Genomic DNA, 14,816 nt, shown 5'->3' with positions numbered 1-14,816 from the left:
AACGTCAGCGCGTCGATGCAGCCAGTGAAGCAGCAATCGCGTCGAACGACGGACGCGCATCGACGTCCTCGTTCAGACACGCGGTCGCAAGCGCTTCAAGTTCGTGCGCCCCTTCCCGCGTGCGTGGCTCGCATCGCGCCAGCAACTCGTCGAGCAGATAGCCGAACGCCCTGACTTCCAGCCGTTCGAGCCGCGCCGCGTGCGCGCGGTCATTCACGTCATAGACCGACGCCGCGCCGAAATCGCCGAGCAGCGCGCCGCCCTCGCCGTCGTGCAGGATGTTGTGCGCATACAGATCGCCGTGCATGATGCCGCGCGCATGCAGATGCGCGGCGACCGACGCGATGCCGTGCGCGATCCGCGCCGCGGCTGCCGGTGCGAACCGCGCATCGTCGGTATAGACATCGCGTGTGCAGGTCGCGAAACTCGGCGGCCCCGCGAGGTTCGTCAGTGCCGGATCGACCAGTTCCATCACGAGGCCGTGCGTGCCGTCCGGATGACCGCGCACCTTGCCGATCACCGGGATCATGTTCGGGTGGCGTCCCGCGTGCAGGCAGGCGGCCATTTCGCAATCGGGCAGACCGTCGCTCGTCACCGCGCCCTTGAACAGCTTGACCGCGACCGCGCGCGGCGCGTGACCGTTAGCCTGCCATTGCGCGCGGTAGATGACGCCCGATGCGCCTTCGCCGAGTTGCTGGTCGCAGGAGAGCGACGTCCAGTCGATGTCCGCAACGCCCGGCTCGGCGGAAGCGGCTGCCTCCGGCACGGCGCCGAGCGGATTGCCCGCGGCCGCGAGCCACGCGAGACGCGGCAAACGCAGCAGCCAGTCCGGCAGCGCGTCGAGCCGGTTCGCCGACAGACGCACCAGTTCGAGCGCACGGCATGCGGCCATTTCAGCGGGCAGCGCGCGCAGCCGGTTGCCGGCGAGCATCAGCTTCTGCAAGCGCGAGCAGTCGCCGATTTCGGCGGGCAGTGCTTCGATTTCGTTGTCGGTCAGGATCAGCCAGCGCAACGCGCGCGGCAGCGAATGGCGCGGCACCGTGCGAATCCGGTTCGCCTTGAAGCCGATCATGTCGAGTTGCGCGCACGTGCCGAGCACGGCCGGGAATGCCGTGAAGCGGTTGGACGACGCGAACAGGATGCGCAGGCGATGCAACCGCGACAGGTCGTCCGGCAGCGCGGACAGCGCATTGCCGGACAGGTCGAGCACTTCGAGCGTGTCCGCCAGCTCGAAGATTTCGCGCGGAAATTCGGTGAGCCCGCACGCGAGCTTGAGTTGCCGGGTGCCCGTCAGCTGGCCGGTCTGCAATTGTTCGAGAGTGGTCGTCACGGAGAGAAAGCGGTTGCGGTTGCGATGATCGTCGGATCGATCGAACGAATTTTACCGGGATCGCTTTCGCGTGCCGCGCGAGCGTGTCATATCCTCTTCACAAACGCAAAAAGTGACGCTAGAATAGCGCCCCTTGCAGTACTGAAGTGCCGACGTGGTGAAATTGGTAGACACGCTATCTTGAGGGGGTAGTGGCGAAAGCTGTGCGAGTTCGAGTCTCGCCGTCGGCACCAGACACGAGATATCCGTGCTTCCGGAATGCTCAAGAAAAACCGCGACAGCGTCAGGCTTCGCGGTTTTTTTGTTTCCGCGGCAAATGCCGTTGCGATCCACCGAAGGCGACATCGCCGCCGCATCACGCGCGCGTCCCGCCCCCCACTTCTTCAGCCGTCCAGCCCGCGATGCGATCGCGGAGCATCGACCCCGGACGCGTCGGCACGAAGTTGAAGACCGCCGTCTTGTCTTGTGCCCTCGCATCATTCCCGCGTGCCCTCCCCGTCAGAAAACAGCTCATCGTGAATGCGGTCCATTCGATGAGTCGAATCGCCCTTTCCTGCACCAACCGGAACAGCCCGCCCCCGTCACAGCAGCGGCAACACCGCCCGAATATGCTCGGCAAACGCGACCGTCAGATGCGACGGCCGCTTCCGGTCGAATTTCAGCGTGATCCCCACCGCCGGCAGCGGCGGCAACCCGCGATCGCCGGCGAGAATCGCCAGATCCGCGGGCACCGCCGTTTGAGTCATCACCGCGAACGCCTGCCCCGAGCGCACCAGCGCGGTCAGCCCCGCGAGGCTGCTGCTCGCATACGCGACGCGATAATCGCGCCCCGCTCGATCCAGCGCCTCGCAGGCCGCGATGTGATCGAGCGTATCGGGATCGGACAGCGCGAGCGGCAACGGATCGAACCGCGCGGCATCCAGCCCCGGGGAACCGATCCAGACCAGTTGCTCGCGACGGATGAAATCCGCCGTCGCCCCGTCGTCGTCCGGCAACGAGATCATCGCCAGATCGACCGCCCGCTTGTCGAGCTGCTCGAGCAAGCGCGGCGTCGGCCCGCACACGACTTCGACGATCGCCTGCGGATGCTGGTTCGAGAACTGCCGCAACAGCGACGGCAGGAACACGGCCGCGTAATCGTCCGGGCACCCGAAGCGGATGCTGCCCGACAACCCCGTGCCGCACAGGTCGGCCATCGCCTCGTCGTGCTGCCGCAGGATACGCTGCGCATGCGCGAGCAGCCGCTCGCCGGGATGCGTCAGCAGCACGCCGCGGCCGGTGCGCTGGAACAGCGGCTGATCGACGACCTCCTCGAGCCGCCGCATCTGCTGGCTCAGCGCGGACTGCGTGCGGCCGACCCGCGCCGCCGCGCGGCTGAGCGAGCGCACTTCGGCGATCACGACGAACGAGCGCAGCAGGTCGATGTCGAGCGAGCGTCCCAAGGTATTAGCTCCTTTTCTACCTTGCATAAGCACTATTCGTTTCCATAAAACCAGACCGGCGCCTAGACTGCAAGCGATCCCTGCCCTTGCCCGGAGAAACCCGATGTCCCTGAACGACGACGCAACCTTCTGGCGCAACGCCAGACAGCACCTGATCCGCTACGGCGGCACGTTCGAGCCGATGATCATCGAGCGTGCGCAAGGCAGCTTCGTCTACGACGCGGACGGCCGCGCGATCCTCGACTTCACGTCGGGCCAGATGAGCGCGGTGCTCGGGCACAGCCACCCGGAGATCGTCGCCGTGATCGGCGAATACGCGGGCAAGCTCGACCACCTGTTCAGCGGCATGCTGTCGCGGCCGGTCGTCGATCTCGCGACGCGCCTCGCCGACGTCACGCCGCCGGGGCTCGACCGCGCGCTGCTGCTGAGCACCGGCGCGGAATCGAACGAAGCGGCGATCCGGATGGCGAAGCTCGTCACCGGCAAGTACGAGATCGTCGGTTTCGCACAGTCGTGGCACGGGATGACGGGCGCGGCTGCGTCCGCCACGTACAGCGCCGGGCGCAAAGGCGTCGGCCCGGCCGCCGTCGGCTCGTTCGCGATTCCGGCGCCGTTCACGTACCGGCCGCGCTTCGAGCACAACGGCACGTACGACTACCTCGCCGAGCTCGACTATGCGTTCGACCTGATCGACCGCCAGTCGAGCGGCAACCTCGCCGCGTTCATCGCGGAGCCGATCCTCAGCTCGGGCGGCATCATCGAATTGCCGGAAGGCTACATGGCGGCGCTCAAGCGCAAGTGCGAAGCGCGCGGGATGCTGCTGATCCTCGACGAAGCGCAGACGGGCGTCGGCCGCACCGGCACGATGTTCGCGTGCCAGCGCGACGGCGTGACGCCCGACATCCTGACGCTGTCGAAGACGCTCGGCGCCGGGCTGCCGCTCGCGGCCATCGTGACGTCCGCCGCGATCGAGGAACGCGCGCACGAGCTCGGCTACCTGTTCTATACGACGCACGTATCGGATCCGCTGCCCGCCGCGGTCGGCCTGCGCGTGCTCGACGTGGTGCAGCGCGACGGCCTCGTCGAGCGCGCGAACGTGATGGGCGACCGGCTGCGGCGCGGCCTGCTCGACCTGATGGAACGCTTCGACTGCATCGGCGACGTGCGCGGCCGCGGCTTGCTGCTCGGCGTCGAGATCGTCAAGGATCGCCGGACGAAGGAACCGGCGGACGGCCTCGGCGCGAAGATCACGCGCGAGTGCATGAACCTCGGGCTCAGCATGAACATCGTGCAGTTGCCCGGCATGGGCGGCGTGTTCCGGATCGCACCGCCGCTGACCGTCAGCGAGGAAGAGATCGACCTCGGCTTGTCGCTGCTCGAACAGGCGATCGCACGCGCGCTGTAACGCCCTTCCCCGCGCCATGCGATCCGTCACGCCGGTTCGACCGACCGGCGCGACGCATTCCCGATCGATCAGCCGGCTTCCGCCGCCCACGCCAGCGCATCGGCGCCGGCCGGAATGCGCATCGGGCTCGACGGGTCGGTCGCCGCGCGCCATACCGCATCGGCAACGTCCTGGGCATGGGTAATCGGCGACGACGCATCGAGCATCCGCGCAACGGCCTTCCCGACAAATTCCGCATACGCTTCGTGCTCGAAGCCGTGCATGTTCGCGCGCGCGTTGTCGCCGAAACGCGTATCGGGCGCGCGGCCCGGCAACACCAGGTGCGTACGCACGCCGAACGGTTCGAGTTCGATCGCCATCGATTCGGTATACGCATTGACTGCCGCCTTGCTGGCGCGATATGCACTGAGCAGCGGCAGCACCTTCAGCGTGACGCTCGACGTGACGTTCACGACCACGCCGGCCCCGCGCTCGCGAAACTGCGGCAACACGGCTTGTGTGACCGCGATCGTCCCGATCGTATTGGTCTCGAACAGCGCGCGCACCGTGTCGAGCGGCGTAAGCTCGGCCGGCGCGGCCGCGCCGAAGCCTGCGTTGTTGACGAGCGCGTCGATCGGGCCGGCCGCGGCGAGCGCGTCGCGGATGCTGTCGGGGTTCGTGACATCGAGCTGCAGTACGCGCAGGTGCGGCGACGGCGGCAGCACGTCCTCGCGCGGTGTGCGCATCGTCGCGACGACCTGCCAGTCATGCGCCAGAAAATGACGCGCGATCTCGAGGCCGAAGCCGGAGGAACAGCCGGTGATCAATACGGTCTTCATGCGGACTCCTGTCAGTGTGTTGGGCATGTGTCCGTACGATAGATGGCCGGGACCGTATTCGCTACAATCGAAAATCCGCTTTTCTTTTGCGAGAGTCCGGCGATGATCGATCCGCTGACCGAAGTCGTCACGCTGTTGCAACCGAGCGCGCAGTACTCGAAATACGTGCGCGGCGCGAGCCCGTGGGCGATCAGCCGCACGGTCGCTGGCGAGCCCTTCTACTGCGCGATCCTCGACGGCGGGTGCCGGATCGCGATCGACGGGCATGCTCCGATCGCGCTGCTACCCGGCGATTTCATGCTGATTCCGGCCGCATACGGCGTCGCGATGTCGAGCCTCGAACCGCCCGCACCGGGTATCGAAACCGCGCCGCCGGTCGCGCTCGACCACGGCGAATACCGGATCGGCGATCCCGCCAACCCGGTCGACACCCGGATGATGGCCGGCAACTGCAGCTTCGGTTCGCCCGACGCATCGCTGCTGGTGTCGCTGCTGCCCCGATACGTGCACGTGCGCGGCGAACCGCGACTGACCACGCTCGTGCAACTGGTGCGCGACGAATCTCGCGCGCAGCGGCCTGCGCGCGAGATCGTGCTGGCGCGCCTGCTGGAAGTATTGCTGATCGAGGCGCTGCGCTTCACGGCCGGCACGAACGCATCGCCCGGCCTCGTGCGCGGGCTGGCCGACAGCCGCCTCGCCGCCGCGATCCGCCGGATGCACGAGCGCCCCGCGCATCCGTGGACGATCGTCGAGCTGGCGAAGGAAGCCGCGCTGTCGCGCTCGACCTTCTTCGAACGCTTCAGCCGCGCGGTCGGCGTCGCGCCGATGGAATACCTGCTCACGTGGCGCATGGCGCTCGCGAAGGATCTGCTCCGCCGCAACGAAGGGCGCATCGCGGAGATCGCGGGGCGCGTCGGCTACAGTTCCGCCAGCACCTTCAGCGTCGCGTTCACGCGGCACGTCGGCCGTCCGCCGGCGCAATACGCGCGTGAAGAACAGGCGGTGGAAAGCGACGAATGAAGAAAGCGTCCAACACGGCCGACCACTGGCTCGTCGCGCGGCGCGATGCGGAAACCGGCATCGAAAGCCTGCATGCGCATTTCGACGGCCATGCGTACGATGCGCACGATCACGACGACATGCTGGTCGGCTTCACCGAACAGGGCGTGCAGCGTTTCCAGTGCCACCGGTCGCTGCATACGAGCGTGCCGGGCCGCGCGATCCTGATCGAGCCGGGCGCGCTGCACGACGGCCATGCGCCCGAAGCGGGCGGCTTCACGTACGGGATGCTGTATCTGCCGCAAGCGTGGGTCGAGCATGCGGCGCGACGTCTGGACCTGCCGGGCCTGGGTGGCGTCGAGGCGTCCTTCGGCCATACGCTCGTCGACGATCGCAGCCTGGTCGACGCGATCCGCCAGGCGTTTCTCGCGATCCACGGCAACGAAGGCAAACTCGCGCGCGACCAGACACTCGACCGGCTGCTGATGCGGCTCGGCGGCGAACTGCGTGGCCCGCGCGTGCCGGAAAGCGGCCCCGTGCCGCCCGCGATCGCGCGGGTACGCGATCTGCTGCATGCGCAGATGGACGGCAATCCCGGCCTCGACGAGCTGGCCGGCTTCGCCGGGATCGACCGGTTCCGGCTGACGCGTCTGTTCCAGCGCGCGTTCGGCACGTCGCCGCATGCATACCTGGTGCGATTGCGGCTGCGCGCCGCGCGCCGGCTGCTCGCGGCCGGCCGCACGCCCGCGCAGGCGGCCGCGGACGTCGGCTTCGCCGACCAGAGCCACCTGGGCCGCTGGTTCCGTCGCGCATACCGGATCACGCCGGCCGCGTACCGGCAACTCTGCACAAACGTTCCAGACTGATCGCGCGCGGCATCCGATCATGCCTGCTTCAACGAGGAGCAATCATGTTCGATACCAAGGTGGCGCTGATCGTGCGCGACGATCTCGCGGCGTGGCAGAAACTCAATGTCGTCGCGTTTCTCGCGACGGGCGTCGCGGCCGAAGCGCCGGAAGCGCTCGGCGAGCCTTACGAGGATGCGGCAGGCCGCCGCTACGGCCGCATGCTCGGCCAGCCGATGCTGGTGTTCGCAGCCGATCTGGACGGGTTGCAGGCCGCGCATCGACAGGCGCTATCGCGCGAACTCACGATCGTGCCCTACGTGCATGCGATGTTTTCGACCGGGCACGACGCGGCCAATCGTGCCGTGTTTCGTGCCGGGGACGCGGAGCATCTGGATCTGGTCGGCCTGGCGTTGCACGGGCCGAAGAAGGCCGTCGACAAGGCCGTGAAAGGACTGGCGCTGCACGCGTGAGGCGCGGGCTACGCAGTTGCTTCGGGTCAGCGGTGAGCGGGCACGTTGACGAATTTGACGGGCATGGCTACCGGGCATCCAATTCGCCACAAGACATGGCCTTATCGGGTCGATTTTGCGTTGATCCCGATGGTTCGCATGGCGTAGCCGAATTTGCGGCGATCGGGGCCGAACCGGCCAAAAATTATCGTCGGCCGCCGGCCCGTTGCAGGCCGGCGGTTTCCCGCGTCAACCGCCGAGATACGCCTGCTTGATCCGGTCGTTCGCGAGCAGGTTCGCGCCCGTGTCCGCCAGCACCACGCGCCCCGTTTCGAGCACGTAGCCGCGATCGGCCACACCCAGCGCCTTGTTCGCGTTCTGCTCGACCAGGAACACCGTGACGCCTTCGTCGCGAATCGCGCGGATGATGTCGAAGATCTGCGCGATCACGAGCGGCGCGAGACCGAGCGTCGGCTCGTCGAGCAGCAGCAGGCGCGGCTTGCTCATCAGCGCGCGGCCGATCGCCAGCATCTGCTGCTCGCCGCCCGACATCGTACCGGCCCGCTGTGTCGCGCGCTCCTTCAACCGCGGAAACAGCTTGAACACGTGCTCGATGCCGTCGTCGATCTCGTGACGGCTCGCGAAGAAGCCGCCCATCTTCAGGTTCTCGAGCACCGTCAGACTCGGGAACACGCGCCGCCCTTCCGGCGAGATCGCCATCCCCTGCCGCATGATCTGGTGCGTCGACATCCCGGTGATGTCGTTGCCCTCGAACAGCACGCGGCCCGACGACGCGCGCGGCGTGCCGCATACCGTCATCATCAGCGTCGTCTTGCCGGCGCCGTTGCTGCCGATCAGCGTGACGATCTCGCCCTTGTTCACCTCGATCGACACGCCCGCGAGCGCCTCGACCGCGCCGTAGTGCGTATGGACCTGTTCCAGCTTCAGCATCACTCTTCCCCCAGATACGCCTTGATCACGCGCGGGTCGTTGCGGACCGCTTCCGGCGTGCCGATCACGATCGGCCGGCCGTGCTCCATCACGAGGATGCGGTCCGACACGCCCATCACGAGGCTCATGTCGTGCTCGATCAGCAGCACCGATACGCCGAACTCGTGGCGCAGCTTGTCGATCAGGTGCTGCAGCTCGATCTTTTCCTGCGGGTTGAGACCGGCCGCCGGCTCGTCCAGCATCAAGAGACGCGGCTCGGTGATCATGCAGCGCGCGATCTCCAGGCGCCGCTGGTGCCCGTACGACAGCGTGCCCGCCTGCCGGTTGGCGACCGACTTCAGCCCCATCCGGTCGAGCCACACCGCCGCGCGTTCGAGCGCTTCCTTCTCGGCGCGACGATACGCGGGCGTCGAGAAGAGGCCCGGCAGCAGCCCCGACTTCACCTTGCGATGCTGCGCGACCAGCAGGTTCTCGACCACCGTCAGCGACTTGAACAGACGGATGTTCTGGAACGTGCGCACCAGCCCCTTCAACGCGATCTTGTGGCTCGGCAGCCCGCCGATCGCATGGCCGTCGAGCACGACGTCGCCGCCGGTCGGCTTGTAGAAGCCGCCGACGCAGTTGAACACCGTGGTCTTGCCCGCGCCGTTCGGCCCGATGATCGCGAACACCTCGTTGCGGCGCACGTCGAAATCGATGCCGTCCACCGCGAGCAACCCGCCGAAGCGCATCTGCAGCCCGGCGACCTTCAACAGTTCTGCATTCGCGCTCATTGCGGCAGCTCCACGTGGGGACGGCTCGCGGGCAACAGGCCCTGCGGACGCCACATCATCATCAACACCATCACCAGACCGAAGATCAGCATCCGGTACTCGGCGAACCCGCGCGCGACTTCCGGCAGCACGGTCAGCAGGATCGCCGCGAGAATCACGCCGAGCTGCGACCCCATCCCGCCGAGCACGACGATCGCGAGGATCAGCGCCGATTCGATGAAGGTGAACGATTCAGGATTCACGAGGCCCTGACGCGCCGCGAAGAACGCGCCGCCGATGCCCGCGAACGCAGCACCCAGCGTGAACGCCGACAGCTTGATGCGCGTCGGGTTCAGGCCGAGCGAACGGCACGCGATCTCGTCGTCGCGCAGCGCTTCCCACGCGCGCCCCATCGGCATGCGGATCAGGCGGCTCGTCACGAACAGCGTGAAGCCGACCAGCACCAGCGCGATCAGGTACAGGAAGATCACCATGTGCTCGCCGCTGTATTCCAGCCCGATCAGTTCATGGAAGGTCTTCGCGCCTTCGACGCTCGCCGAGCGCGCCATCTCGAAGCCGAACACCGTCGGCTTCGGAATGCTCGAGATGCCGTCCGGGCCGCCCGTCAGGTCGGTCAGGTTGTTCGCGAGCAGGCGGATGATTTCGCCGAAGCCGAGCGTGACGATCGCCAGATAGTCGCCGCGCAGGCGCAGCACCGGGAACCCGAGCAGGAAGCCGAACGTCGCCGCCGCGATCGCCGCGATCGGCAGGCACTCCCAGAACGACAGCCCGAAATACTGGTTCAGCATCGCGTACGTATAGCCGCCGACCGCGTAGAACCCGACATAGCCGAGATCCAGCAGCCCCGCGAAGCCGACCACGATGTTCAGCCCGAGGCCGAGGATCACGTAGATCAGCGCGAGCGTCGCGACGTCCACCGCGCCGCGCGAGCCGAAGAACGGCCACACGAACCCGACCGCGAGCATCACCCAGATGATCACGCGCTGCTGCTGCGCGCCCATCGCGGGCATCGCCGGCAGCTTCACCGCCGATTTCGCGCGCATGAGCCACGGCTTGAACAGCTGGAACAGGAACACCGCCGTGACCGCGATCCACACCGGACGCCAATGCGGCGTCAGCACCACCTGGTAGCCGTCCAGCTTCAGCTGCAGGCCCAGCACCGGAATCGTGAGGATCGCCGTCAGGAACGCGGCGGCCACGGCATGCTTCAGCGCCTGGCCGACCGACGCGTCGGCGGCCGGGCGGCGAACGGAAATGACTTGACTCATCTGCGTCTCCCTCAAACCTTTTCGATGTCCGACTTGCCGAGCAGGCCGGTCGGGCGGAAGAGCAGGATCAGCACGAGCAGGCCGAACGCGACGACGTCCTTGTACTCGGCCGGCATGTAGCCTGCGGCGAAGGTTTCGGCCAGGCCCAGCAGCACGCCGCCGAGCATCGCGCCCGGGATGCTGCCGATCCCGCCCAGCACCGCGGCGGTGAACGCCTTGATGCCCGCGACGAAGCCGATGTACGGGTTCAGCTTGCCGATCGTCAGGCCGATCAGCACGCCGCCGACGGCCGCCAGCATCGCGCCGAGCACGAACGTGAACGAGATCACGCGGTTCGTGTCGATGCCGAGCAGGTTCGCCATCTTCATGTCCTCGGCGCACGCGCGGCACGCACGGCCCATGCGCGAATGCGAGATGAACAGCGTGAGCGCGATCATCAGCACGATCGTCACGCAGACGATCAGGAGACGCGCATACGGGATCGTCACGTCGAAGTCGCCACCGAGATGGATGTCGAACGCGCCGGAGATCAGGATCGGCACGGACACGTCGCGCGCGCCCTGGCCGATCTGCACGTAGTTCTGCAGGAAGATCGACATGCCGATCGCGGAGATCAGCGGCACGAGGCGCGGGCCGCCGCGCAGCGGGCGATACGCGACGCGTTCGACCGCGAAGCCGTACAGGCCGGTGACGATCACCGACACGATCAGTGCGGCGCCGAGCACGAGCGGCAGCGGATAGCCGGCGGAGATGCCGATGGCCGTGAGGGTCACGAGGCCCACGTACGCGCCGATCATGTAGATCTCGCCGTGGGCGAAGTTGATCATGCCGATGATGCCGTAGACCATCGAATAGCCGATGGCGATCAGCGCATAGATCGCACCCAGCGTCAGGCCGTTGACCAGCTGCTGGGCGAATTGCGGAAAGAAGTCAGTCATGTGCGGGAAGCTCCCGTTGGCGCTGTGTCGCATGCCGTCGCCGGATCACGGCGGCCGGCCGCGCGCAACGCACGGTGTCGTCTCGGGCCGCCCCTTGGCCGCGCAACGGCCAAATGCGCACGCGCCCTGCCCGGGTGACGGGCAGAGCGGGTGCGCGGGGCGGGTACTCCGTATTACTTGGCGGCGGTCTTCGTCGCGTCCTTGTGCCACGTGTAGACGACGAACTTGAACGCCTTCAGGTCGCCCTGTGCGTCATACGCGACCTTGCCGATCGGCGTGTCGAACGTCGTCTTGTGCATGTACGCGGCGACCTTGGTCGGGTCCGTCGTCTTCGCTCCCGCGATCGAGTCGGCGATGATCTTCACCGCTGCGTACGCCGGCATCTGGAACGGGCCGTTCGGATCGCGCTTCTTGTCCGCGAACGCCTTCACCAGCGCCGCGTTGGCCGGATCGGCCGAGAAGTCGGCCGGCAGCGTGACCAGCATGCCTTCCGAAGCCGGGCCGGCGATGGCCGTCACGTCCTTGTTGCCCACGCCTTCAGGCCCCATGAACGTGGCCTTCACGCCCTGCTCGCGCGCCTGGCGCATCAGCAGGCCCATTTCCGGGTGGTAGCCGCCGAAGTAGACGAAGTCGACGCCTTGCGACTTCAGCTTCGTGATGACCGCCGAGTAGTCCGAATCGCCGGCGTTGATGCCTTCGAACAGGACGACCGGGATCTTCGCGGCTTCGAGGTCCTTCTTCACCGACGTCGCGATGCCCTGGCCGTACGACTGCTTGTCGTGCAGGACCGCGACCTTCTTCGGCTTCACGTGGTTGATGATGTACTGCGCGGCGGCCGGGCCTTGCTGGTCGTCACGGCCGATCGTGCGGAAGATGAAGTGGCGCTTCTTGCCTTCCGTCAGCTGCGGCGCGGTGGCCGACGGCGTGACCATCACGATGCCTTCGTTTTCGTAGATGTCGGACGCGGGAATCGTCGAACCCGAGCACACGTGGCCGATCACATACTTGATCTTCTGGCTGACGATCTTGTTGGCGACGGCGACGGCCTGCTTCGGTTCGCATGCGTCGTCCATCATCACGACTTCAAACTTGTTGCCGCCCGCACCGCCTGCCGCGTTGATCTGTTCGATCGCGGTCAGCGCGCCGGCCTTCACCATGTCGCCGTATTGGGCGACCGAGCCGCTCATCGGGCCAGCGATGGCGATCTTCACGGTGTCCGCTTGCGCGGCGGCGGCGCCGGCGGCGAACAGCACGGCGGCAACGGAAATGGACGTAAGACGGGACAGCGTCATCAGGAGCTCCTCGATGTTGTTAGTCATACGGGCAATGGCGGCATGACTTGCGCAATCGAACAGCACCCGGGGCGAGGACATGGGACACGCCCGAGACACATGAAGACGGACCTGCAGCGGAGTGATGCGTAGCGGGGCCCGGCTCTTGCAGTCCCCGAAGGGGACGTCTGGTTCGGAAAGACATCGTGATGCGTCTTGCATTGCGCAAGCGTTTCGCCTGCCCCGCTTGCCAACTGCTCGTTCGGAGGGATGGTCCGACAGCCGTTGGCAAGGCAGTCGAAATTATATGAGCGTTTTTAAATCGTCTGTCAAAAATGCCGCCTCTCTTGGGGAAAACACGGAGAAACTTGCCGACTTCCTGGTGGCGATTCGGGAGCAACTGGACGGGGTGCTAACGTTTGCGGGGGAGTGCAATTGGGTTGCGATTTCGGGTGGGTTGGTGAGGTTTGGCCTTGCCGGGATTGGGTTTCGGGGATTCGGTGTTTCGTGGGGCGTCGCTTTTTGATCGTCTGGGGTTCGATCGCCGAAAATCAATCGACTGATGATTGTGAAGGCGTGCACCGACTCGGGGCGGTAGTTCACGGGCGCCAATCCTTCCGATTGCTGACGTATACGGACACACAGAAAGCAGTTTGTGATTTTTGTGAAATAATTCGGGATCGCTTCTGCAATCCAGCCAGCCCTCCTGCGGGTCGCCCCCTCCGTGCCTCGCAGTCGCGTCAGGGTCGCTCGACGCCCATCCGTCGCCGAGCCGCCAGCCAGTGATCTGCCGTTTTTTCTCATTGCTTATCACGTGGTTCGGAGCCCCGATGAATCCTCCTCTTCGCTTTTCTTCTGCCGCCGCGCTTGCTTGTGCGCTTTCCGTTTCTACTGTCGACGCTTCGGGCCGCGATTCGCTGATCGATCGTTCGGACGAGGCCAATGTGTTTCGTTCGGAACGTCGGGCTGTGGCTCCGGACGTTGAGCGTTCAGTGCCGACGACGCAGCGCGTGAAGTACGCGGCGCCGGTTGAACGTAGTCCGTTCGATACGCCGGATACGCGGCCGTTGAGGGTTTCGGGCGATTCGCTTAAACCGCAGCCTTCGGCGGAACATGGATCTCGCGATTCTGTTTGGCCCTCGAATCGCGTCGAGCTCGGTGCGGGCGGGAACGATAGCTTCGGTCGCGCGCTGCCGAAACACGAACAGCGCGAGCTGAACTGGAATGAATATCTGCGAGCCAATGGGTCACATGCGCGTGGCGGCGAGAATGCGTATGCGCCTACGCGGCCCTTCGATGCTGCGCGAGGTCCGCACGCTGTGCCGAATCCGTACGATCCGTCAGTGCCGCAACCTGAAACGCGGACGTTTTATGACGGCGGCGCGGGTTCGCGTTGCACGGCGACGGGTGGTGCGGGGACGGCACGGTCGTCTTGCAATATCGCTTGGTGATGTTTCGTCGTGGCCGGTGGCGGCTGTCCTGCCCGGCTTGATGTACGGCTTTGTGCTCCGCGGATGCGTGCTTGCTGCACTGAGGCGCGCATTTGCGCGAGTTGAAGTTCGATCAGGCCGCGCGGTGCTGTCTGCGCGGCCTTTCGTATCGCCGGTTCATCGGCGATCACGGTCTGGATTTGGTGGTTCGCGCCACACTAGCCGATCGGCCGATTCGCATCGAGACGAATCGGGCCGATGTACAGCGCCGCTGTCGCATCTCACATCGTGGTGATGACCAGCCTTCCCGGCTCGACCGCTATCCGCACCTTTTTGCCTGGCTCAAAACCCACATCATTGATCAGCCACATTCCGCCGATCTTCATATATGGAAAGAACGTCTTCGGCCTCGGGCCGAATCTTTTCGGAACACCCCATATTTCCTGGACCGTCACGTAGCGTTCCGAAATCGGGGGACGTGCTTTATCATTCGCCTTAGCCATGGGCAACTCCTGGTAAGTTGGCTGTGGTCAGCGGGTCGTGAGTGTTGGTAGCACTTGCGGCCCGCGCTCGTTTACTGCAGTGTTTTTGATATTTCGGATTCCTCCCTTTCCATCTCCTCGATGAAATAGTGCTTGGAGCGGATCTACAGGCTGCTTAGCGCTCGTTCGCGCGCGATCAGCATTGAATACTTCTATTAGACCATCGCTAACACCATATATTTTCCGCTTGCGCGAGCGTTAGCCATTAGGCATAGGCACGTAATTTCGTCAGCACCCACCGGGCTATTGCATGCGCCGATGCGAACGGAAAAAGTGAGCTGAAACAGACGTCGGTCGGCCTCGGAACGCAACGATTCGAAACAGTTCGAATGAATCGGCTTCACTCAGCGCA

At 65.6% G+C, this 14,816-nt stretch carries 14 protein-coding genes and 1 tRNA gene; 6 read left to right on the top strand and 9 right to left on the bottom strand.

Annotated elements, in window-relative coordinates:
• Positions 1–4: 4 nt before the first annotated feature.
• On the bottom strand, positions 5–1,330 hold the full coding sequence (locus BME24068_RS19825; RefSeq protein WP_174927103.1) for a leucine-rich repeat-containing protein kinase family protein: 1,326 nt from the start codon (positions 1,328–1,330) through the stop codon (positions 5–7).
• Positions 1,331–1,478: 148 nt separating this feature from the next.
• Between BME24068_RS19825 and BME24068_RS19820 the strand changes: the two genes are divergently transcribed.
• Positions 1,479–1,563 (top strand) — tRNA-Leu (locus BME24068_RS19820).
• A gap of 348 nt (positions 1,564–1,911) precedes the next feature.
• Here BME24068_RS19820 and BME24068_RS19815 read toward each other — a convergent pair.
• The gene (locus BME24068_RS19815) at positions 1,912–2,799 is read right to left on the bottom strand and encodes a LysR family transcriptional regulator (RefSeq protein WP_172441882.1); all 888 of its coding nucleotides are present in this window, start codon (positions 2,797–2,799) and stop codon (positions 1,912–1,914) included.
• Between the two features lie 76 nt (positions 2,800–2,875).
• Here BME24068_RS19815 and BME24068_RS19810 point away from each other — a divergent pair, with 76 nt between their 5' ends.
• Positions 2,876–4,177 carry an aspartate aminotransferase family protein gene (locus BME24068_RS19810; protein ID WP_096501684.1) on the top strand — a complete coding sequence of 434 codons (1,302 nt, stop codon included), beginning with the start codon at positions 2,876–2,878 and terminating at the stop codon, positions 4,175–4,177.
• A 68-nt stretch (positions 4,178–4,245) separates the two neighbouring features.
• Here the strand turns inward: BME24068_RS19810 and BME24068_RS19805 are convergent, their stop codons facing one another.
• Positions 4,246–4,995, bottom strand: coding sequence for an SDR family oxidoreductase (locus BME24068_RS19805; RefSeq protein WP_096501686.1), 750 nt, complete (start codon positions 4,993–4,995; stop codon positions 4,246–4,248).
• 42 nt (positions 4,996–5,037) lie between these two features.
• On the opposite strand from BME24068_RS19805, the gene BME24068_RS19800 reads away from it, so the two are divergent.
• Genes BME24068_RS19800 through BME24068_RS19790 form a run of 3 tightly spaced genes read left to right on the top strand, consistent with a single transcriptional unit; the run spans position 5,038 to position 7,312 of the window.
• Positions 5,038–6,015 (top strand): AraC family transcriptional regulator, encoded by a 978-nt coding sequence (locus BME24068_RS19800; RefSeq protein ID WP_096501688.1) that lies wholly within the window; start codon positions 5,038–5,040, stop codon positions 6,013–6,015.
• Positions 6,012–6,860 carry an AraC family transcriptional regulator gene (locus tag BME24068_RS19795; RefSeq protein ID WP_174927102.1) on the top strand — a complete coding sequence of 283 codons (849 nt, stop codon included), beginning with the start codon at positions 6,012–6,014 and terminating at the stop codon, positions 6,858–6,860. Before BME24068_RS19800 ends, BME24068_RS19795 begins: the two co-directional genes overlap by 4 nt.
• A gap of 44 nt (positions 6,861–6,904) precedes the next feature.
• Positions 6,905–7,312, top strand: a complete 408-nt coding sequence (locus BME24068_RS19790) for a DUF2000 domain-containing protein (RefSeq protein WP_096501692.1) — start codon at positions 6,905–6,907, stop codon at positions 7,310–7,312.
• Positions 7,313–7,540: 228 nt separating this feature from the next.
• Here BME24068_RS19790 and BME24068_RS19785 read toward each other — a convergent pair whose 3' ends face one another.
• The 5 genes from BME24068_RS19785 to BME24068_RS19765 all read right to left on the bottom strand — a co-directional run bounded on the left by BME24068_RS19785 (position 7,541) and on the right by BME24068_RS19765 (position 12,513).
• Positions 7,541–8,242 (bottom strand): ABC transporter ATP-binding protein, encoded by a 702-nt coding sequence (locus BME24068_RS19785; protein ID WP_096501694.1) that lies wholly within the window; start codon positions 8,240–8,242, stop codon positions 7,541–7,543.
• A complete protein-coding gene (livG, locus tag BME24068_RS19780) occupies positions 8,242–9,015 on the bottom strand; it encodes a high-affinity branched-chain amino acid ABC transporter ATP-binding protein LivG (RefSeq protein WP_174927101.1) in 774 nt (257 codons plus the stop codon). Before livG ends, BME24068_RS19785 begins: the two co-directional genes overlap by 1 nt.
• Positions 9,012–10,283: a high-affinity branched-chain amino acid ABC transporter permease LivM gene (locus tag BME24068_RS19775; protein WP_096501698.1), complete on the bottom strand. Its 1,272-nt coding sequence runs from the start codon at positions 10,281–10,283 to the stop codon at positions 9,012–9,014. Before BME24068_RS19775 ends, livG begins: the two co-directional genes overlap by 4 nt.
• 11 nt (positions 10,284–10,294) lie before the next feature.
• Positions 10,295–11,221 carry a high-affinity branched-chain amino acid ABC transporter permease LivH gene (gene livH / locus BME24068_RS19770; protein WP_096501700.1) on the bottom strand — a complete coding sequence of 309 codons (927 nt, stop codon included), beginning with the start codon at positions 11,219–11,221 and terminating at the stop codon, positions 10,295–10,297.
• 173 nt (positions 11,222–11,394) lie between these two features.
• Positions 11,395–12,513 (bottom strand): branched-chain amino acid ABC transporter substrate-binding protein, encoded by a 1,119-nt coding sequence (locus tag BME24068_RS19765; RefSeq protein WP_174927100.1) that lies wholly within the window; start codon positions 12,511–12,513, stop codon positions 11,395–11,397.
• A gap of 809 nt (positions 12,514–13,322) precedes the next feature.
• On the opposite strand from BME24068_RS19765, the gene BME24068_RS19760 reads away from it, so the two are divergent.
• The gene (locus BME24068_RS19760; RefSeq protein ID WP_096501706.1) at positions 13,323–13,943 is read left to right on the top strand and encodes a hypothetical protein; all 621 of its coding nucleotides are present in this window, start codon (positions 13,323–13,325) and stop codon (positions 13,941–13,943) included.
• A 260-nt stretch (positions 13,944–14,203) separates the two neighbouring features.
• Here BME24068_RS19760 and BME24068_RS19755 read toward each other — a convergent pair whose 3' ends face one another.
• Positions 14,204–14,425 (bottom strand): SymE family type I addiction module toxin, encoded by a 222-nt coding sequence (locus tag BME24068_RS19755; RefSeq protein WP_172441883.1) that lies wholly within the window; start codon positions 14,423–14,425, stop codon positions 14,204–14,206.
• Between the last annotated feature and the right edge of the window lie 391 nt (positions 14,426–14,816).

This window comes from Burkholderia anthina (assembly GCF_902498995.1).
Taxonomy (GTDB): domain Bacteria; phylum Pseudomonadota; class Gammaproteobacteria; order Burkholderiales; family Burkholderiaceae; genus Burkholderia; species Burkholderia anthina.
This window is presented reverse-complemented; position numbering and strand designations above follow the sequence as displayed.